At 65.3% G+C, this 17,238-nt stretch carries 26 protein-coding genes and 2 pseudogenes; 14 read left to right on the top strand and 14 right to left on the bottom strand.

What is annotated here, in order from left to right; all coding sequences use genetic code 11:
* Positions 1–30: 30 nt before the first annotated feature.
* Positions 31–567, top strand: a pseudogene (locus ACRARE_RS12580) (response regulator transcription factor); the annotation flags it as partial.
* Between the two features lie 54 nt (positions 568–621).
* Here the strand turns inward: ACRARE_RS12580 and ACRARE_RS12575 are convergent.
* From ACRARE_RS12575 to ACRARE_RS12550, 6 genes are all read right to left on the bottom strand, one after another.
* On the bottom strand, positions 622–1,629 hold the full coding sequence (locus tag ACRARE_RS12575) for a tyrosine-type recombinase/integrase (protein ID WP_432656797.1): 1,008 nt from the start codon (positions 1,627–1,629) through the stop codon (positions 622–624).
* A complete protein-coding gene (locus tag ACRARE_RS12570) occupies positions 1,626–1,802 on the bottom strand; it encodes a hypothetical protein (protein ID WP_432656796.1) in 177 nt (58 codons plus the stop codon). Before ACRARE_RS12570 ends, ACRARE_RS12575 begins: the two co-directional genes overlap by 4 nt.
* Before the next feature lie 83 nt (positions 1,803–1,885).
* A complete protein-coding gene (locus ACRARE_RS12565) occupies positions 1,886–2,053 on the bottom strand; it encodes a hypothetical protein (protein WP_432656795.1) in 168 nt (55 codons plus the stop codon).
* Entirely contained in the window at positions 2,050–2,223 is a 174-nt protein-coding gene (locus ACRARE_RS12560) for a hypothetical protein (RefSeq protein ID WP_432656794.1), read from the bottom strand. Before ACRARE_RS12560 ends, ACRARE_RS12565 begins: the two co-directional genes overlap by 4 nt.
* A complete protein-coding gene (locus ACRARE_RS12555; RefSeq protein WP_432656793.1) occupies positions 2,220–2,378 on the bottom strand; it encodes a hypothetical protein in 159 nt (52 codons plus the stop codon). The genes ACRARE_RS12560 and ACRARE_RS12555 overlap by 4 nt, the downstream gene beginning before the upstream one ends.
* Positions 2,357–4,387: a DNA cytosine methyltransferase gene (locus tag ACRARE_RS12550; protein WP_432656792.1), complete on the bottom strand. Its 2,031-nt coding sequence runs from the start codon at positions 4,385–4,387 to the stop codon at positions 2,357–2,359. The genes ACRARE_RS12555 and ACRARE_RS12550 overlap by 22 nt, the downstream gene beginning before the upstream one ends.
* A gap of 143 nt (positions 4,388–4,530) precedes the next feature.
* On the opposite strand from ACRARE_RS12550, the gene ACRARE_RS12545 reads away from it, so the two are divergent.
* The gene (locus tag ACRARE_RS12545) at positions 4,531–5,052 is read left to right on the top strand and encodes a hypothetical protein (RefSeq protein ID WP_432656791.1); all 522 of its coding nucleotides are present in this window, start codon (positions 4,531–4,533) and stop codon (positions 5,050–5,052) included.
* A 13-nt stretch (positions 5,053–5,065) separates the two neighbouring features.
* On the opposite strand, the gene ACRARE_RS12540 is transcribed toward ACRARE_RS12545, so the two are convergent.
* The 8 genes and pseudogenes from ACRARE_RS12540 to ACRARE_RS12505 form a co-directional block, all read right to left on the bottom strand.
* A complete protein-coding gene (locus ACRARE_RS12540; RefSeq protein WP_432657241.1) occupies positions 5,066–5,341 on the bottom strand; it encodes a DUF2312 domain-containing protein in 276 nt (91 codons plus the stop codon).
* Between the two features lie 63 nt (positions 5,342–5,404).
* Positions 5,405–5,641, bottom strand: a pseudogene (locus tag ACRARE_RS12535) (DNA translocase FtsK); the annotation flags it as partial.
* Between the two features lie 43 nt (positions 5,642–5,684).
* Entirely contained in the window at positions 5,685–6,026 is a 342-nt protein-coding gene (locus ACRARE_RS12530; protein ID WP_432656790.1) for a hypothetical protein, read from the bottom strand.
* 17 nt (positions 6,027–6,043) lie between these two features.
* Entirely contained in the window at positions 6,044–6,238 is a 195-nt protein-coding gene (locus ACRARE_RS12525; RefSeq protein ID WP_432656789.1) for a hypothetical protein, read from the bottom strand.
* A complete protein-coding gene (locus ACRARE_RS12520) occupies positions 6,235–6,801 on the bottom strand; it encodes a MazG-like family protein (RefSeq protein ID WP_432656788.1) in 567 nt (188 codons plus the stop codon). The genes ACRARE_RS12525 and ACRARE_RS12520 overlap by 4 nt, the downstream gene beginning before the upstream one ends.
* Positions 6,798–6,977, bottom strand: coding sequence for a hypothetical protein (locus ACRARE_RS12515; RefSeq protein ID WP_432656787.1), 180 nt, complete (start codon positions 6,975–6,977; stop codon positions 6,798–6,800). Before ACRARE_RS12515 ends, ACRARE_RS12520 begins: the two co-directional genes overlap by 4 nt.
* Positions 6,974–7,309: a hypothetical protein gene (locus tag ACRARE_RS12510; RefSeq protein ID WP_432656786.1), complete on the bottom strand. Its 336-nt coding sequence runs from the start codon at positions 7,307–7,309 to the stop codon at positions 6,974–6,976. Before ACRARE_RS12510 ends, ACRARE_RS12515 begins: the two co-directional genes overlap by 4 nt.
* Before the next feature lie 349 nt (positions 7,310–7,658).
* Positions 7,659–7,973, bottom strand: a complete 315-nt coding sequence (locus tag ACRARE_RS12505) for a helix-turn-helix domain-containing protein (protein WP_432656785.1) — start codon at positions 7,971–7,973, stop codon at positions 7,659–7,661.
* Positions 7,974–8,063: 90 nt separating this feature from the next.
* On the opposite strand from ACRARE_RS12505, the gene ACRARE_RS12500 reads away from it, so the two are divergent.
* From ACRARE_RS12500 to ACRARE_RS12445, 12 genes are all read left to right on the top strand, one after another.
* Positions 8,064–8,279: a helix-turn-helix domain-containing protein gene (locus ACRARE_RS12500; protein ID WP_432656784.1), complete on the top strand. Its 216-nt coding sequence runs from the start codon at positions 8,064–8,066 to the stop codon at positions 8,277–8,279.
* 102 nt (positions 8,280–8,381) lie between these two features.
* Entirely contained in the window at positions 8,382–8,855 is a 474-nt protein-coding gene (locus ACRARE_RS12495; RefSeq protein ID WP_432656783.1) for a hypothetical protein, read from the top strand.
* Between the two features lie 394 nt (positions 8,856–9,249).
* Positions 9,250–10,008: a hypothetical protein gene (locus tag ACRARE_RS12490; protein ID WP_432656782.1), complete on the top strand. Its 759-nt coding sequence runs from the start codon at positions 9,250–9,252 to the stop codon at positions 10,006–10,008.
* Positions 9,999–10,643 (top strand): hypothetical protein, encoded by a 645-nt coding sequence (locus ACRARE_RS12485; protein ID WP_432656781.1) that lies wholly within the window; start codon positions 9,999–10,001, stop codon positions 10,641–10,643. Before ACRARE_RS12490 ends, ACRARE_RS12485 begins: the two co-directional genes overlap by 10 nt.
* Positions 10,643–11,296 carry a hypothetical protein gene (locus tag ACRARE_RS12480; protein ID WP_432656780.1) on the top strand — a complete coding sequence of 218 codons (654 nt, stop codon included), beginning with the start codon at positions 10,643–10,645 and terminating at the stop codon, positions 11,294–11,296. The genes ACRARE_RS12485 and ACRARE_RS12480 overlap by 1 nt, the downstream gene beginning before the upstream one ends.
* Before the next feature lie 167 nt (positions 11,297–11,463).
* Positions 11,464–12,042, top strand: coding sequence for a hypothetical protein (locus ACRARE_RS12475; protein ID WP_432656779.1), 579 nt, complete (start codon positions 11,464–11,466; stop codon positions 12,040–12,042).
* On the top strand, positions 12,042–12,692 hold the full coding sequence (locus ACRARE_RS12470) for a hypothetical protein (protein ID WP_432656778.1): 651 nt from the start codon (positions 12,042–12,044) through the stop codon (positions 12,690–12,692). The genes ACRARE_RS12475 and ACRARE_RS12470 overlap by 1 nt, the downstream gene beginning before the upstream one ends.
* 142 nt (positions 12,693–12,834) lie before the next feature.
* Positions 12,835–13,167 (top strand): hypothetical protein, encoded by a 333-nt coding sequence (locus tag ACRARE_RS12465; protein ID WP_432656777.1) that lies wholly within the window; start codon positions 12,835–12,837, stop codon positions 13,165–13,167.
* Positions 13,168–13,624: 457 nt separating this feature from the next.
* Positions 13,625–14,002, top strand: coding sequence for an HNH endonuclease signature motif containing protein (locus ACRARE_RS12460; protein WP_432656776.1), 378 nt, complete (start codon positions 13,625–13,627; stop codon positions 14,000–14,002).
* 109 nt (positions 14,003–14,111) lie between these two features.
* Positions 14,112–14,555: a P27 family phage terminase small subunit gene (locus tag ACRARE_RS12455; protein WP_432656775.1), complete on the top strand. Its 444-nt coding sequence runs from the start codon at positions 14,112–14,114 to the stop codon at positions 14,553–14,555.
* On the top strand, positions 14,542–16,209 hold the full coding sequence (locus ACRARE_RS12450) for a terminase large subunit (protein ID WP_432656774.1): 1,668 nt from the start codon (positions 14,542–14,544) through the stop codon (positions 16,207–16,209). The genes ACRARE_RS12455 and ACRARE_RS12450 overlap by 14 nt, the downstream gene beginning before the upstream one ends.
* On the top strand, positions 16,206–17,238 hold a 1,033-nt coding region (locus tag ACRARE_RS12445), incomplete at its 3' end, for a phage portal protein (protein ID WP_432656773.1). The genes ACRARE_RS12450 and ACRARE_RS12445, both read left to right, overlap by 4 nt.

The following is a 17,238-nucleotide window of genomic DNA, read 5'->3' as shown; positions in this document are numbered from 1 at the left end:
TGACCAGGGGATTAACGGAGAGAACTCGGGATGCGCGTGCTTTTGGTAGAAGACGATCCGACCACCTCGAAAAGCATCGAATTGATGCTGACACATGCCAATCTCAACGTCTACACGACGGATCTGGGGGAAGAGGGGATCGACCTCGCCAAGCTCTATGATTACGACCTGATCCTGCTGGACCTGGGCTTGCCCGACATGAACGGGCACGAGGTGCTGCGCCAGTTGCGCCTGGCGCGGATCGAGACGCCGATCCTGATCCTGTCGGGGGCGGATGACACCGAAAGCAAGCTGAAGGGCTTCGGTTTCGGCGCCGACGATTACCTGACCAAGCCGTTTCATCGCGAAGAGCTGGTGGCGCGGATCCATGCGATCATCCGTCGGTCCAAGGGCCATTCCCAGTCGATCATCCGCACCGGCCGGATCGAGGTGAACCTGGACGCCAAGACGGTCGAGGTGGACGGCAAGCCGGTCCATCTGACCGGCAAGGAATACCAGATGCTGGAGCTTTTGTCGCTGCGCAAGGGGACCACCCTGACCAAGGAGATGTTCCTGAAACATCTGCATTTCGCGATTTATCGTTTAAAAACAATGATAGTCCGTTTCAATTTCTAGAGCGTTTCAAAGTTCGCGTTTCGTACTATCTCTGTCCGTTCGTGCCTTCTGGGCCTCTTGGGCTCGCGCCTTCTGGACGGCCGCGCCTGCGTAGAGCCTGATCATGGCTGCGTCCGCGTGTCCGGTGATCGCCTTCACATGCTCTGAGGTCATTCCCGGGATCGCTGCGATTTCGGAGGCAGCAGCGTAGCGCAGCCCGTGGATGTCGTAGGCTTCGGCGCCGATCTCGCGGCGCACCGCCATGATGTTCTTGTGGGCGAGTTGGTAGCTGATCCGGCTACCATCAGGATGGCAGACAATGAAAAAGCCCTTCTTCGTCTCGGCTGCCAGTACCTCGCGAAGTCGATCCGTGAGCGGGATGTAGAGCTCGGTTTTCGTCTTCCCTTGCGTGATGGTGAAGCCGTCCTCGTCCAGGTCGGACCACCTGAGGTCAAGGACATCCCCGATGCGCTGTCCGGTTCCCAGCAGCAGTTCGAATAGCAGCAGAGTGCGTCCGGTTGCATGTGCCCTGAAGGCTTCGAGCAGGTCCACTGGCCAGGGGCGGCGCTTGCGCCCTGTGGGTTTTAGCCGCTCCACGCCCTGGGCTGGGTTCCCATCCAGCCAGCCGATCCTCTTCCCGTGGTTCAGCAGCGCCGACAGGGTGTCCAGCTTGCGGTTTGCATCGGTCGGTTTGTCGGCCAAGGCATCGCGCATTTCATAGACATGGACCGTTCGCAGCTGGCTCGGGTCGACGTGACCAGCGACATCCCGAATGTAGGCGAGATGACGTTCATGACCTCGCCGGGTATTGAATGCATATTCGGCCCATTTGGGCGACCGCATGAACTCGTCGATCAGCTTCGAAATCGTGCGCCGTGGAGCGACGGTTCTTCCCCGTAGCAGACGCGCATAGTCAGCGGCGAACTCAGGGGTGCCTGGGGTCGATTTGATCCGCTCGCAGATGCTGCCTCTCACGAAGTAGAGATAGCCTCGCTTGCCCTTGGCATAGACATAGGGCGGTAGGTGCCGCTTCATGCCTTGCGGGTCCAGTCGACCAGGTCGGCGTCGTCCATCGTGACCTGAGGCGGCTTCACCTCGATCGAGCCGTCTGGACCTATCTTGACCGTGCATCCCTTAGAAACCCATTCGGAGACTGCCCGGCGCATGTCCGCTGGCCGCATGGCTGTTCGCTGTGGTGTGGTGTCCATTGAATGCTTCCCTTAACTGTCAGAAGCTTGCTTGGCCGCCCGGTCGAGGCGGTCGGTTGTGGAGAGGCGCGCGCGCAGCTTCATCACAGCACCCACCGTTCCGGCGCGACGCCTGCGAGGAGGCCAGCAAGAAAGAGCGCCCAGCCGATCAATGTCAGGATGATCCCGGCGCCATCGGGAAGGGATGGATTTGGCTCGGCATCCGTGAAGACGTGGTTGAGGTCGTGTTGGTCTTTGGTGGGGCTGGTCATGTCAGGTCCTCGATCAAGTCCAAGAGCATCGCGGCGAGATCTGGAAACAGCCCTGGCCAGACCATCTCTATGACGTGCAGGGCGAGCGCTATGAATGCGGAGGACCAGACCAGCGTCCAGCCACCTCGTTGAATGCAGAAGGCTCCGAGTAAGAAGTAAAGCAAGCTCATACGGCCTCCTCTGTTGCGCGCTCCAGGGCATCGGCCAGCACAGTGGCGCAGGCTCGGAAGAAGATCCGCGGGGCGGCTTCGGTGGCCTCGCTCGCGCGCTGCTCGGCGTGGGCTTTGGCCTCGGCCAGTTCGTCTAGGCTGAGCGTTTTGGACATGCGGCCTCCTCCCTCTTCACCAACTGCCCGCAATTCGCCCCGACCACCGCCGCAGCGACGGGCGGGCAGACGGAGTTGCCGACACAGCTGACCTGTGTGTCCTTGCTGAAGCTCCGCCAGTCCCACGCGCCATCGCTGTCCCGTTCCCAAACCCCTTCGATGACGTAGTCGGCGGGGAAGCCCTGGGCGGTGAAGAGCTCGCGCGGGGTGAGCATCCGCAGTCCGAGATCGGCGATGACGTAGCGGGTGCCGGCGATGTCGAGGGTGACCAGGTCGCCGCCGTCCCAGGCGCCGTGCGCGCGCAGGAAGGTGGCGACCTCGCGGGCGCGCGCCTCGAGGGCTTCGGTGAAGGGCGGGGCCTGGAGGGCAGCCTGCATATGGGCCATGCGATCCTTCACCGTGATGGTGTGGCAGGGCGCATCGGTGCGGGCGCCGTCGCCGGTGCCGTAGTATTTGGCAAAGAAGGCGGTGACGGGCGTCTGGTGGCTGCCGCTGGCGGCGACGGTGGAGAGCGGATCGCGCGCGTCGTGGCCTGCGTGAGACCCCATGCGGGGCCCGCCGTTCTGCTGGGCGAGGAAGGCGGCGCAGGCGGCGTGTTTGGCGCCGCCCGCCACCACGGTCCCGAGGGGCCTGCCGAGATCCAGGGCGCGGGGCGCCTGGCCGGGCCGCTCGCCGTAGCCGGTCTGGATCAGCGTCGGCAGCAGGACGGCGTTCTGGTCCTTCCGGCTGGCGCAGATCGTGTGCAGGGGCAGGGTGGGCGCCCGGTTGCTCCCGCCCTGCTGGGCGTAGGTCAGAACCGGCGAGACGACCGCATGTTGAATGCCGCGGCCCGTGATGGTGCCCAGGGGATCGGTCAGAGGATATTCCCGCCGCCCGCCGCTGTCGCCGTGGGCGAGGCTGGCGAGGCAAGGCGCCAGAAGGCCGAGCGGCGCGGCACCCCCAGGGCGCTTGAGCCAGCTGTTGGCGGTGATGGTCGGGGCCGGGCCGCGCAGGTCGGCGCCCGTGGCCCCGGTGTTGAAGCGCGTGAGGCAGGGCGCAACAACCGCCTTCTCACCGCGGTGCGCGGCGGTGATGGTGCGCAGCGGCGCGGTGGCTGCCTCTACCCGCCCGCCGAGGGGGAGGTTGACCAGGAAAGGCGCCTTGGCCTCGAGCACATAGCGGGCCATGCCGCGGGCGATCCGGGCCAGGGTCTTGTCGGCCAGGGGGCGCACGGCGCGCAGGCCGAGGCGCGCGCGGATTTCCTCGGCGCTGTCGAAGATCGAGGGGCAGGGGATCGACCAGTCGATGCACTCGGCGGCGGTGCGCCAGGGCTTGAGGTCCCCCGCGATCACGCGGGGATCGTCCGGCGCGCCGTGGGTCGGCGCGGGCCAGACGATGGGCTGGCCGTCAAAGCGGATGATGACGAAGAGCCGCTTGCGGATCGTGGGCGCGCCATAGTCGCAGGCGCGCAGCTCGCGGGTCTCCATCTTGCCCCCAAGGCGGCGGATGGCGTTGCACCACTTGTCGAAGGTCTCGCCCCGGCGCTTCGGGCAGGGCATGGGGCCGCGCGGGGTCTCGATCAGCGGACCCCAGGTCTTCCACTCCTCGACGTTCTCCATGATGACCACGTCCACCTGGCCGCCGCTCTTCTGGATGCGCTCGATCCAGCCGGGGATCACCCAGGCGAGGTCACGGATGTTGCGGGCCACGGGCGCCCCGCCCTTGGCCTTGGAGAAGTGGCGGCAATCGGGGCTGAACCACATCAGGCCGATGTGGCGGCCCGCCAGATGGTCGAGGGGATCGACGCGGTAGACGTTCTCGCTGAGGTGCAGGGTCTCGGGGTGGTTGGCCGCGTGCAGGGCCAGCGCCTTCGGGTTGTGGTTGATGGCAATGTCGGGACCACGGCCCAGGGCCATCTCGATCCCGGTCGAGGCGCCGCCGCCGCCAGCGAAGCTGTCGACGATCAGCGGCGGGCCGAGGGGTGCCGGGCGGCTGTCGATTGCGAGGTCGAGGAGATGCGTGCCGTCCATCAGCGGGCCTCCAGATCCAAGGGAAGAGCGTGGTGCGTGGGCATCGGTCTGGACCGATAGGAGGTCTTGCCGCTAACCTGGTGGTGCGAAGGCGCAGCAACGCCTCCGCACCCGACCAACCGAAGAGCTTCTGGAGAGATCAGTTGGCCATTCTTGAAACTTGGATTCGCCTCATTGGCGGAGCAGTAGGGGTGGTTATGAACGTCCTCAAAATCCTGCCAGCCCGGAAAGAGGCGCTGGATGTCACGATCTCGGGTATGGCCGAGGTAAACGTTAGAGGGGATTCCTACGTCATCTTCCTGATCGACAACCAAAGCGGTCATGACCTTATCAGCAGGAAGATCATTGCCAGGAAGCCTCGATCCGAGGTGCGGCAGGGCTTCGCTCGCCCTGCCGAAACGATCCAGGACTACTTCGCCTGGATACAGGAGACCGGCCAGGAGACCAGGGGGCGCGACTATCGCGGCGTGTTCGTTGCTCCGGCAGGTCAACGGACCTGTAACTACGTGGTTCTTCCTGGGGCTCATCCTGAGGTCCTTCTTGAGTTCACGTTTGATGTGGCGGACACCAACGACAGGCTGCGTAAAGTCGTGCGCGCCGTGAATGGCGACGTTCAGTTCTTTGGAGGGATGGTGGTGCCGGCTGAGGCCTCAGATCGGCCTTAAGAGGCGAGCTCCATCACGCCATCCCCAGTGCTTCTTTGTACATTTCCAGAACCGCCTCTTCCTCGGCGACGTCGTCCGGCTCTCGCTTGCGCAGGGCGATAAGCTTGCGCAGGGCCTTGGTGTCGTAGCCGCGCCCCTTGGCTTCGGCCATCACCTCCTTCTGCTGGTCGGTGATGTCCTTTTTCTCGGCGTCCAGCCGTTCGAAGCGCTCCACGAAGCTGCGCAGTTCGCCCGCCGTGACGCGATAGGCCTTGTCCCGAACCTCGCGATCGGCGCTGGTCTCTTTCATGCCGCCTTTCGGGGTGTTCTGGCCCAGTGCCTGGCGCAGCTCGGCCGGGGTTCGCACGTGGCGCTTGCCGAGGGCATCCGCCGGTGTGATGACGCGGAGGGTTTCCAGGATCTCGATCATCGCCGAGGCGCGATTGTAGCCGATCCCGAAATGCTTCTGGAGCCAGGTGGTCGAGGCCTTCGCCTGATCGACCACGACTTCCAGGGCGGCGGGCAGGAGTTCGTCCTGACCGTCCGCCGGGATGGCAGACAGCAGGCGGGTAATGTCGGTTTGCGTCAGGGCGAGGCTATCGGTTTGCATTGTAACGTCCTTCATGGGGGGGCTGCGTCATCTGCCGCTGGCGTCAGTCGCCCAGGGCTTCGCGCGCCTTGCGGGACCAGGCCGCGATGGCCTCGGCCTCGGTGGTGGCGCAGGCGGGGATGCGGTGCAGATGGACGACGAAGGCACCGCCGTCCCGCTGAGCGGCGAAGGTGCCGCCGCTCTCGACCGCCTGGGCCATGAAGGCGTCGCTGACTGCCTGGCCGTTCAGCGCGGCGATGCGGTCGAGGAAGGCGCGGATCGCTTCATGATCGAGCAGCAGGGCTGGGCCAGAGGCCTTGGCGCTGTGGCTGGGCGCGGGGATCGCTTGGTGCGGCTGGCCCCATGCGGGCTGTTGGCGCGCATTGCGCCAGGTGCCGTATGCCATGGGATGTTCCTCCTCGGTCATTGCTGGGCGCCGAGGAAGGCCCCGGCGGTGATGTGGCGGCGGGCCAGGTGGGTGTTCACGTCCAGCAGGGCGATGGTGACCAGGACGGCGACGCAGGCCCAGCAGAGACCCTGCAAGAGGCGTTCCACAGGCGTGGGCCGGGTCGCGGCGCGGCGCTGCTGGTCGTAGCGGTCGGTGAGATGGTCGATCATGCGGAGCCTCCGGTGGCATTTCTGGCCTCGGGCAAGCGGGTGGTCATCCCGTACTTGTCCGAGGTCAGGTTGAACTTCCGAGTGACCGCTTCGCTGAGGTCGATGGCCAGTTCGGCCGCCAGCAGGTCCAGCGAGATGACCGCATCCGCGATTTCGACGGCCACATCGTCGATCAGGCCGGTGCTGCCTTCTATTCCGCGCATGGCGCGTAGGTGCTTCTTCACGGCCTCCGCCACTTCGCCGCATTCACCGGCGACCTCGATTGCACGGAAAGCAACATCGGCCTTTTCGTTGCCGGGCCATTCCTGTTGGCGTTGATCATTGGCTTCGCGGAGCTGTTGGAAGCTGAGAGCCATCTGCTGATTTCCTTCCGTGTCGTTGAGATGAGGCTGGGGCTGGGTCGCCTCGATCAGGGCTTCCAGTGCCAGGGCCACGCCGATGTCGGCGGGATGCGAATGGAAATCGGCGTCCTTCAGGTGGTCGAGAAGGTCGGGGTGCACGGTCCCGGAGGGGAACCAATGCGCCTGAAGGATGCGGGCCGCCTGGTGCAGGGAGAGGTTCATGCTTCCGGCTCCGGGTCGCGCTCGGGCGCGGCGGCAGGGGCGGTCATCTCTTCGGCGGCGCGGGCTTCCTGTTCCGTTGCATCGCGGGTGATGCCGGTACTGCGGCAGAAGGCGGCCCAGCCGGTCGGGGTGACCGCGCGGTAAAAGCCAAGGTGTTTCGGGTCGATCTCGGTCATGCCGCGTCCCCGCCGGTCGGGGTCGGGATGTGACCCGGCGCGCGGCGGCGCTCGGCGGCCAGGGCGACGACCCGGGCGCGTGTGCGCTCCATGAAGGGCGCCAGCTGCTGGTGGAGGGGCTGAGCGTCGGCCACGCGGCGCGGGCCGATGTCGAGCGGCTGGACCGTGCAGCCGGTCAGATGGGCCGGGCGCAGGCGCGCCATGCGCTCTTCGCTGATGGGGTGGCCCTGGGCCAGCTTCGCTTCGGCCCAGTTCGATTGCAGCGCTGCGGGGCAGCGCGCGAAGATCTCGGGCGCAGCTGGCAGGTCATAGATCGGGGGGTGGTCGCGCATGGTCGCCTCCATCGGTTGGATGGATTTGACGTTAGTACAGCAAATATGTACCGTCAACTACAGAAGTACATAAAAAATGTATGGTGAAATGCCGCTGTGGCGGGTTTGAGGCGCTTAAAATGGAAGTTTTGGGGGCGGGGTGTGGATCTTCTGGCTGGCTTCCGTGGGCTCGGATTGCCGCAGGGTGGGTGTGCCTCTAATTGGCGTCAAGGCTTGACCGTACCGAATGGTCGGCGATACGGTGCGAACGAAAAGAGAACAGTGGGGGCCGAGATGGGAGGGTGGGTTAGGTTTAGGGTGGCTTGGGTTCTCGGAGCGATTGGTGTGAATCTGAACCTAATCTACGATCCTAAGCACTACCTTCGGCTGCTAGTGCATCGAAGATCTTATCCTGAACGTCCGCCGGAAGTTGAGTGAATGTGCCGTACATGGTGAAGTTTAGGTCGATGCGATGCTCGCGGTAGAGGTAGATTAAGACCTCTCTGCCGGGATAGGAGCGGGCGCGTTCAGAGTTGTTGACTGCCGCCTTGGTGATGCCGGCCTGCTCGCCCAGGGTCTTCTGGCTCAAGCCGATGGCGTGGCGTGCCGCGATTAGTCGGGCCGCTGCAGCTTCCTTGCTAACATCTCCGGTCCGCGCCAGGGCGCACTTTTCCTCGTACGTCATGGCTAGATTATCTTCATGAGTACAGCAAATGTGAACGGACATTGTTTTGCCGCTTGCGAGGTACATAGATTGTGTACTATGCCTTGGGCTATGGATGACATTTCGTACATTTGCCAGGAAATTGGTCGCAAAGAGATGGAGGCACGCCTCGGTGTCAGCAAGGCGGCCATCGCGAATGCTGTAGCGCAGGGACGTTTCCCGGCCCGGTGGTATCTTGTGGTGCGCGAAATGTGCGCTGAGAAAGACATCGTGTGCCCCGATGGTGTTTTCAGTTTTGCGAAGCCGACTGCCGAGGATGCTGCGTGATGGAGGGGCGTTCGACCAGCGCTCTGGCTGACCTGATCCTTGGATCACACCTTGCAAGACCGCGCCCCGCCTGTCCCGTGAAAACCCCCGGAGGATTTCCCCATGCGTAAAGCGCGCCCGGCGTCCATCCAGTCGGCGGTCCAGGCGTCGATCCGAGCGGCGGGCGGCCTTGAAGCCGCGGCAAATGACCTGGGGGTCGGGGTCTCGACGCTGTCGCATGGCACCGAGATCTCGGAGTCACGCCCGGGCGGTCTGGGCATCAACTACCTCGACCGCCTGGGCCGGGTCGTGCCCGAGGCGGCGGTGCCGATCGCGCAGCACTTCGCGATGCTGGCCGGGGGCACGTTCCAGCCGCTGGTTCTGGATGGTCCGACCGCCAGCGACGTGCACCAGCTGACCCGTGAGTTCTCTGATGTGCTGCAACAACACGCGGCCGCGCATTCCTCGGCCTCGGCGCGGCCCGATGACTACACGCCCGCCGAGGCCGAGCGTCAGATCCTTGAACTGGACGAAGTGATCTCTGCCGCGATGAACTTTCGCGCCGTCCTTTGCGCGAAGATCGGGGGCCGCGCATGATCGGCCCTTACGCCCTTCCTATCGCATCCCACCCGCGTGGCGGGGACTGCCCCCGCGCGCTCGACAGCGCGCCGGGATACCTGGCGCGGGACGATCTGGCCGGTAGCCCGTCCCGCGCCCTTTTCCATTCCGATCCTCGGGGCGGCTCCTCCAAGCCCCGTGCGGAGCGCGGGCACCCCGCCGCGCGCTTCGAGGTGCGGAGCGCGCCCCCCATCCCCGCGCTCCGCGCCTGTGGTTCTTCGCGCCGACTCGACGACCCGCAGGACGCTTCCCTGCCGGAACGGCGCCGCTGCCCCCGGTGCGGCGGGCGCGGGCTGATCTACTGGCATCCGCATTCGGACAACGGCTGCGATCCTTGCCCGCGTTGTGACGGCTCCGGCTACCTGGAGGACGCATGACACGCACCGCCAACACCAGCGCCGCCGTGCGCCAGCAGCGCCATGAGGCGCCGGACAGCCTCGACGACTTTCCGACGCCGCCCTGGGCGACGCGGGCGCTGTGCGAGGAACTGGCGCGCGAGGGCTTCGACCTGGCGGCCATGGATGCCTGGGAGCCGTGCTGCAATCGCGGATATATGGCGGAGCCCCTGCGCGAGTCCTTCCGCTCGGTCTTCGCCACCGATGTGAAGGACTACGGCTATGCCGGCCAGAACGGCGTGGCCGACTTCCTGATCGACTGGGCCCAGGACGCCCCGAAGGTGGATTTCGTGGTGATGAACCCGCCCTTCAAGCTGGGGCTGGAGTTCATCCAGCACGCCCTGAAACACGCCCGCGTCGGTGTGGCCGCCTTCGTTCGCAGCGCCTTTGTCGAGGGCGGCGCGCGCTATGGCGCCCTGTTTCGGGATCGGCCCGAGGCGCTGGTGCTACCCTTTGTCGAGCGCGTCGTGCTGTGGCGCGGGGTCTTGCTGGACCCCGAGGTGCCTGTCTGGCGCGTGAAGAAGGACGGCCAGGGCGCGCTGGAAAAGCCGACCTCGGCCACCGCCTATTCCTGGCTGGTCTGGATCAAGCCGCCCATGTGGAACGGCCGGTCGGAGCATCGGCGCATTGCGCCCTGCCGCCAGCGCCTGACCCGGCCCGGGGATTACCCGCCGCTGCCCCAGCATCTGCGGGCGCAAGAAGCGCGAGAAGATCAGGGGAAGCTGGAATGGGTCTGACAAGCATTTCTGGGCGCCATGGCAGACCGGGCCAGCCCCGTGCGAAAGCGATTTGCGATGACTGCGGTCGTGAAGAGGTCTTTCCGTGCCCGGTGGGTGAGGAAGGCCAGGCCCGCAAGAAAATTCAGAACCTCGGCTGGAGCATGGTCTCCGGTCGCTTGCGTTGCCCGAAATGCGAGGCAAACAGAAAGGTGGTGACCCCGATGAAGCCCAAACTGGAAGACGCCTCCGAGCCGCCATCGCCGTCCCGCGAGCAGAAGCGCGAGATCATGGCGCTGCTGCAAGAGGTCTACGACGCTGATGCTGGGCGCTATGCCGGGGGCGAAACCGATGCGTCGGTTGCCGAGGTTCTGGGTTTCCCTGGGCGCCCGGGCTGGGTTGCGGCGCTCCGCGAAGAGTTCTTCGGGCCGGATGGTGGGAATGAGGACATCGAAGCTCTGAGTGCGGCTTTGAAGCAGGTGAAAGGGTGGTGCGAGGAGGTGGACAGCGAGCGTGCCCGGATCTCGGGTGAGCTGGCCGCTCTCGATCAGAAGAAGGCGAAGCTTGAAGAGGTTGTGGCCTCCATGCTGGAAGACCTTGGGAAGATCCGCCGCGCGGTTGGACCGGCGGCCCGCTTGCGGGCGGGTGTGAAGTAATGGGCGCGGTTTCCCTATCGGCGGTGCGCCCTGTCGATCTGGACACGATCCAGGAATATCCCCTGGATCCCAGCCTGCGACTGGACAGCCACAGCTTTATCCAGTGGGAATTTCGGCGCTGGATGTCTTCGGATATGCGGTGGAGCGGGACGCACGAGTGCAAGTCGATGTGGTTCGAGCTGGTGAACCTTGCCCATGGTGAGACGCCCGTTGGCACCCTGCCGAACGACATGAAGCGTCTGGCCAAGATGGTCCAGCCCTCGGTCGATCCCGAGCATTTCGAAGCTCTGTGCGCGCTGCGCTACGGCCCGCTTCACGGGTGGGTCCACTGCCGTTGCGGCGATGATGTCCGCTTGATGCACCCGGTGGTGACCCGGATCGTCACGGCGGCCTTCGCTTCGCGAGCCAACCATGCCGCGAAGGTCGAGGCCGCCAGCCAGAAGCGCAAGCTGGAGCGGCTGGCCGAAGACGTGGCGCAGCTGGCCCCGAGCGTGGTCGATGATCCCCGCAAGATCCGCTGGATCAACAACTTCATCGAAGAGCGCGTGGCATCCAGAGGTGGCGCGCGCCGCAATGCCCAGGAGCTGCACGAGGCGGTTCAGGCCTGCCTCGCAGAAGACCGCAATGGGCGGTTCCCGAAAGACAAAAGCTAACGTCTGACAATGTCGCCGCGACACTGACAGACGTAGACGGACACTAAATTAATGTCGGCGTCGATAGAGACAATGACAATGAAATTAAAACGATAAAGGCGCTGCGCTGCCATTGGAGGCGTTGCGCCTGTGGATAAGTCGGAACTGGGCAGAGAAAGGGTAAGGCCATGACCGAAGAGCGAGGCGAAACCAAGCGGGACCGCGTCCGGCGTCTGTTGCTGACGCCGTTGGCGGACATCGGGTTCCACTGGAAGCGCGGGACCGATCCGGCGGAGGGGCAGAACCGCCTCGACCGCCTGGCCGATGAACTGGCTTACCTGAGCGACCGGGACCTCGGTCGCCTCTTCGAATGTATGCGCACCAAGGGGCAGGGCGCGGCGCGCAACCTTTGGCCCGCCCATGCCACCTTCATTGCCTTCGCCCAGGAAGCCGAGGGCCGCCCGCTGGCCGAGATGCCGGGGCTGGCCAGCTGGTTTGCCAGCCGGGCCGGGCGGGATGCGCTGGAAGGGGACCGGCTGGTGGCCGAGTTCTGGTTCTGGCAGCGATACCACTGTCCGCCGGTGAGGGATCACCAGCGCCGCCTGGTGGAGACCAAGGCGGCAGAGATCCGCGACCGCGTCATGCGGATCCGCGACAAGCTGCGCCGCGAGGTCCAGATTGACGAAGTGGACCGCCGCTATCTTGCCCGGGTCGAGCGCGACGAAGCGGCGGCCCTGGCGCTGGTCAAACATGAGGCGGCGGCATGATGGCTCTTCGGTCCTGTGATGGTGCCCGCCCGGCGCTGCGCGAGGTCTCAATCCTGGAGCTGCTCGACTGGGCTTTCCGGCGCGAGAAGGTCTCGATCGAGTTCGACGATCTGCGCGCGGCGATGCCGGGCCAGCTGCCGGGCTTCGGCATGGAATGGGTGATGATCGAGCGCGCCCGGCTGGGCTGCCGCGTGGACGGCGGTGGCCGCTCCGATCCGCACCCCGACGCCGAGGCGGTGGCCGATGCCCTGGCGCAACTGCCCGAGGGTGTGGGCGGGCGCCGTATGGCGCTGACCATCGCAGAGCTGGCCCGGGCCGGTCAGCTCCACGGCTGGGGCTCGGGCGAGGCGCCGCAGGTGCAGCCGCGCGCTTGGCGTCAGACGAAGCATGGCCTCTTCGCCGAGACGGAGCGTTGCGGCGTGGTGCGATACCGCAGTCGGGGCAAGGCCCGCGAAGTCGAGGCGCGTTGGTGCCCGATCACCATCCAGAACCACCCGCGGGAAGAGGCGCGGGCGCGGCGCGCCTATTTGCTCTGGTGGGGCGCGCTGAAGGAGCTGCGGGATACGTTCCGCGTGTATGGCGGGCTGACCCGACATCAGGTCTCCGAACAGTTGCCACCGATGAAACCTTGGACCCGCGATCACCGGTAAACTTGCCAAACGGCTGTGGAAGGGAGTTCGATCCCGAAAGAAGCTTTTTCGTCACACTGGCTCTTTTACTGGAGCGTCTAGTTTACCTGGCGCGAAAGAACACGCTTTTTTGATCCGGTGAATGCAAATTAAGGGACAATAAATGCGCTTTCTCATTCTTGCGCCTCTGGCGATTCTGACCGTTGCGGCGTGTGCAAAGAAGCCTGACCAGATTGCCGCTGTCGAGCTTTCGGACGATACCTATCGTGGTGCATCTTGCCGTACATTGGCTGCTGAAAAGCTCCAGATTTCCCAAGAGCTTGCTAACCTTTCGGCGAAGCAGAAAACAGCCGCGAACGGCGATGCGTGGGGCGTTTTCCTGCTCGGCCTCCCTGTTTCTTCGATGTCGGGCAACGACCAGGAGACGATGATCGCCGTGGCCAAGGGGAAGATCCAATCCATCGAGCGGACGCAAGCCGCCAAGGGGTGTGTCTGATCTCGGTTTGTAGAGATGTAAGCGTCTCAAAATTTTGTTGTTGACGAGTTGGTCGACGGATTGCATCAATGCAGTTGACCTCATTGCGCCCGGAGCTGATCACCAGCTGCCGGGCGTTTTCGTTCCTGACATCGAGGTCGGCCATGCCGCGCAAGATTTGCGTCGCCTTCGGCTGCGAAGAGCTGGCCGGGGCTTGCCTCGTTGAATGCGATCCGTCTGATGAAGCGCGACGAGTGAGGGCGTCGGAAGGAAGGGACCTTGCGTAGCTGAGCAACGTGAGAAGCTGCGCTCGCCACAATTCGACTTTTTTCTTGACCCATTGTGGCCGTTTCTGCGAAACAAATCGGCACTATCTGTCGTATTCGATTGTCCCTCCTGACGCGGATACAGCTCGTGACTATCGCCCGGGGGTTCTCTCGCCTCCGGGTTTTTTCGTTTTCTGACATCGAGGATCACCATGCCGCGCAAGATTTGCGTCGCCTTCGGCTGCGAAGAGCTGGCCGAGGCGGGGTTTTCCCATTGCCCCGCGCATGAGCTGATCCGCCAGGACAAGATCGCGGCCAGGAAGGCAGCTGCACAGCAGGGCGCCCAGGCGCAGCAGAACCGGCGGCTCTACAGCTCGGCGGCCTGGAAGCGGACGGCGAAAGGGTTTCTCGCCAAGCATCCGGTTTGTGCCCATTGCGCCGAACTGGGGCTGGTGGTGCCCGCCACCGAGGTTGACCACATCGACCCGCACCTGGGCGACCGCACGAAATTCTGGGATCGGGCGAACTGGCAGCCGCTTTGCAAGCCCTGCCACTCGCGGAAGACGGCTCGGGAAGTCTTTCACCGCTGACCCCGGGGGTGCCCTGAAAATCAGGGCAAAATGCTCCTCACCGGTGGGCTAATGGAAGCAGTCGTGCGCGCCTAATTGGAGAAAAAAGCCCACTTGAAAGGAGGGTAGGATGAAGGGAAAGAAGCCAGCCCTCGACAACGTGGTGCCGATGAAGGGCGACAGCTACCGCCCGACGCCCCCGGCGCCTGAGTGGTTCCCGCATCCCGAGGCGGTCGAGGCCTGGGAACACCTGGCGCCGGTGATGATTGCCAAGAACCGGCTGGAACCGCACCATGAGGATCTGTTCGCGGCCTATTGCGTGTCGGTGGGCGACTTCATCCGGTTCAGCGGCGAGCTGGCGGTGATGGGCAACTACTACCAGGTCAAGACCCGCAACGGGCTTCAGGAAAAGAAGCGGGCCGCCTGGGGGCAGCGCCAGGATGCGCTGGCGACCATGCAGCGGATCGGGGCGCTCTACGGCATGTCGCCGGTGGACGAGGCGCGGCTCGGCAATGGCGGGCAGGGGTCTTTCCTGGAGGAGCTGGAGAAGGCGATGCGCGGTGGCGCATCCTGAGGACCACCCGGTCACGGTCTACGCCCGCGACGTGGTCGAGGGGCGCACCGTGGCGGGGGAGCTGGTCACCATGGCCTGTGCCCGGCACCTGTCGGACCTGGAGACCGGCGCGGAGCGTGGGATCTGGTTCGACCCCGAGGGCGCCGACCGGATCCTGAACTTCGCGAAGATCCTGCGGCACACCGAAGGCGCGCTGGCCGGTCAGGCCTTCGAGCTTCAGCCCTGGCAGGTGTTCCGCATGGGCTCGGTCTTCGGCTGGAAGCGGGCGGACGGGTTGCGCCGGTTCCGCAACACCTATCACCAGGTGGGCAAGAAGAACGGCAAGACCACCGACACGGCGGTGCCGATGCTCTTTTCGCAGCTGCTGGACGGCGAGGCGGCGCCGCAGGCCTATTGCGCGGCGACGACGCGGGATCAGGCGGGGCTGCTGTTTCGCGGCATCAAGCGGATGATCAAGCACTCGCCGGTGCTGAGCCGGGGGATGGATGTCTACCGGACCCAGATCGAGAACCCGCACACCGACGGGTTGATCGCCTGCCTGTCGCGCGACGGGAACAGCTCGGACGGGATCAACCCGCACTTCCTGGCGCGGGACGAAATGCACCGCTGGACCGACCGCGAGCTGGCCGAGACGATCACGGAATCGATGATCGCCCGCAGCCAGCCCATCGACTGGGTGATCACCACGGCGGGCCATGACCGGGCCTCGCTCTGCGGCGAGCTGCGCGACTATGCCGAAAGCGTTCTGCGCGGCGACGTGCAGGATGACCGGTTCTTCGCCTATGTGGCCGAGCCGCCGGTGGACTGCGACCCGATGGACCCGGCGAGCTGGGCTATGGGCAACCCGAACCTGGACGTGTCGAAGCCCCGGGCCGAGATCGAGGCGGCGGCGAAGCTGGCGCAGATCATCGCGGCCAAGATGCCGAACTTCCGGCGGTTTCACCTGAACCTTTGGACTGAAGGCGCCGAGACCTGGATCGCCCGAGACGTCTGGGATCAGGGCTCGGCCGCCACGCCGCAGGACATCACCGCCTTCAAGGGGCGGCGCGCCTGGGTCGGCCTGGACCTGTCCAACAAGGTGGACACGACCGCCATCGTGGTGGCGATCCCCGAGGGCGAGCTGATCCACGTCTTCGCCTATACCTTCCTGCCGGAAGGGCCGCGGGGCTTCATCCACCGCGCCCAGACCGAGAAGCGGGAATATGTGGGCTGGCAACAGGCCGGATGGCTGGAGATCTGCAAGGGCGGTTCGGTGGACGAGGAAGAGATCCGGGCGCGGCTGCATTGGCTGCGTCGGCATCTCGACATCCAGGAAGTCGCCTATGATCCCTGGGGCATGAAGTACCTGGCCGAACGTCTGGAAAAGGACGGCTTCCCGATGGTCGAGCACCGCCAGGGCTTCGCCAGCATGTCCAACCCGATGAAGCGGGTCGAGGAGCTGGTGGCACAGAACCGGATCCGCCACGGCGGCAACCCGGTTCTGGCCTGGCAGGTCGGCAATGTGCACCGCGACGAGGACGCGTCGGAGAACGTGAAGCCGAACAAGAAGAAAAGCACCGGGCGCATCGACGCGGCCGTCGCCATGATCATGGCGGTGGGCCGGGCGGTGGCGGGCAAGGGCAAGACCAAACACCGGGAGATCGAGGTCATATGAGCATCTTCGCAGCACTGACGCGCGGCCCTCGCGCCGCGCCGATCCCGGCCGCGCCCCGGGCGGAACCGCCGGTGACGACCCGCGACGCCGTCGCGGCCAGCGGCACCGCCCAGCCCGAGCCCTGGCTTCAGGACATCGGTTTCAGCGGCGGCGGCAGCCGCGTTGCGGCGCTGCCCCGTGTCACCCCGGTGATCGCGCAGCGCCATGCGACGGTGACCGCCTGCTGCACGATCATCGCCGGTGACCTGGCCAAGCTGCCGCTTCAGGTCTGGCAGCGCGACGCCCAGGGGCGCGAGGTGCGGGTGCGGGACCATGCGGCGGGCTATCTGCTGAACATCGAGGCCTCGGCCGGGGTCACCGCGATGGTGACCCGCTTCGCCATGGCCTATGCCTTTGCCCTGCGCGGCACCGCCTATGCCTATGCCCCCCGGGACGGGGCGGGCGAGCTGACGATGATCGACTGGGTGCATCCCGACCAGTGCAGCGTTCTGCGCAACGGTCGGGCGCGGTTCTACGATTTCGAGGACGGCGACGGGATCCACCGCCGGGCGCCGGGCCGGGCGATGGTCCATTTGCGCTACATGGCCGAGGACGGCTGGACCGGGCGCAGCCCGATCGCGGTCGCGGCGGAAAGCTTCGGGATCGCGCTTGCGGGGCAGGAAGCGGCGGCGCGCTCGGCCTCGGGAACGTCGATGAAGGCCTATGCCAAGATCCAGGCCTTCGATGCGGACGAGGAGAATTACCAGCGCCAGCGGGAACGCCTGCGCCGGGCGCTGCGCGACGAAGGCGACAATGGGATCCCGGTCATCGGCCCGGATGACGACATCAAGCGCCTCGATCTCTCGGCCGCCGATCAACAGCTGCTGGAAAGCCGCAAGTTCGACCGCGAACAGATCGCCGCGACCTATCGGATGCCGCCCTCGAAACTCCAGATGCTGGAGTTCGGGGTGAAGGCCAACGGCCAGCAGCAGGCCATCGACTACCGCTCGGATTGCCTCAGCCATTGGGGCGGGTTCATCGAGACCCAGC

The organism is Pseudooceanicola aquaeponti, assembly GCF_050897975.1.
Lineage (GTDB): Bacteria > Pseudomonadota > Alphaproteobacteria > Rhodobacterales > Rhodobacteraceae > Pseudooceanicola.
The sequence above is the reverse complement of the archived record's forward strand: the minus strand, read 5'-3'. Positions and strand labels throughout refer to the sequence as shown.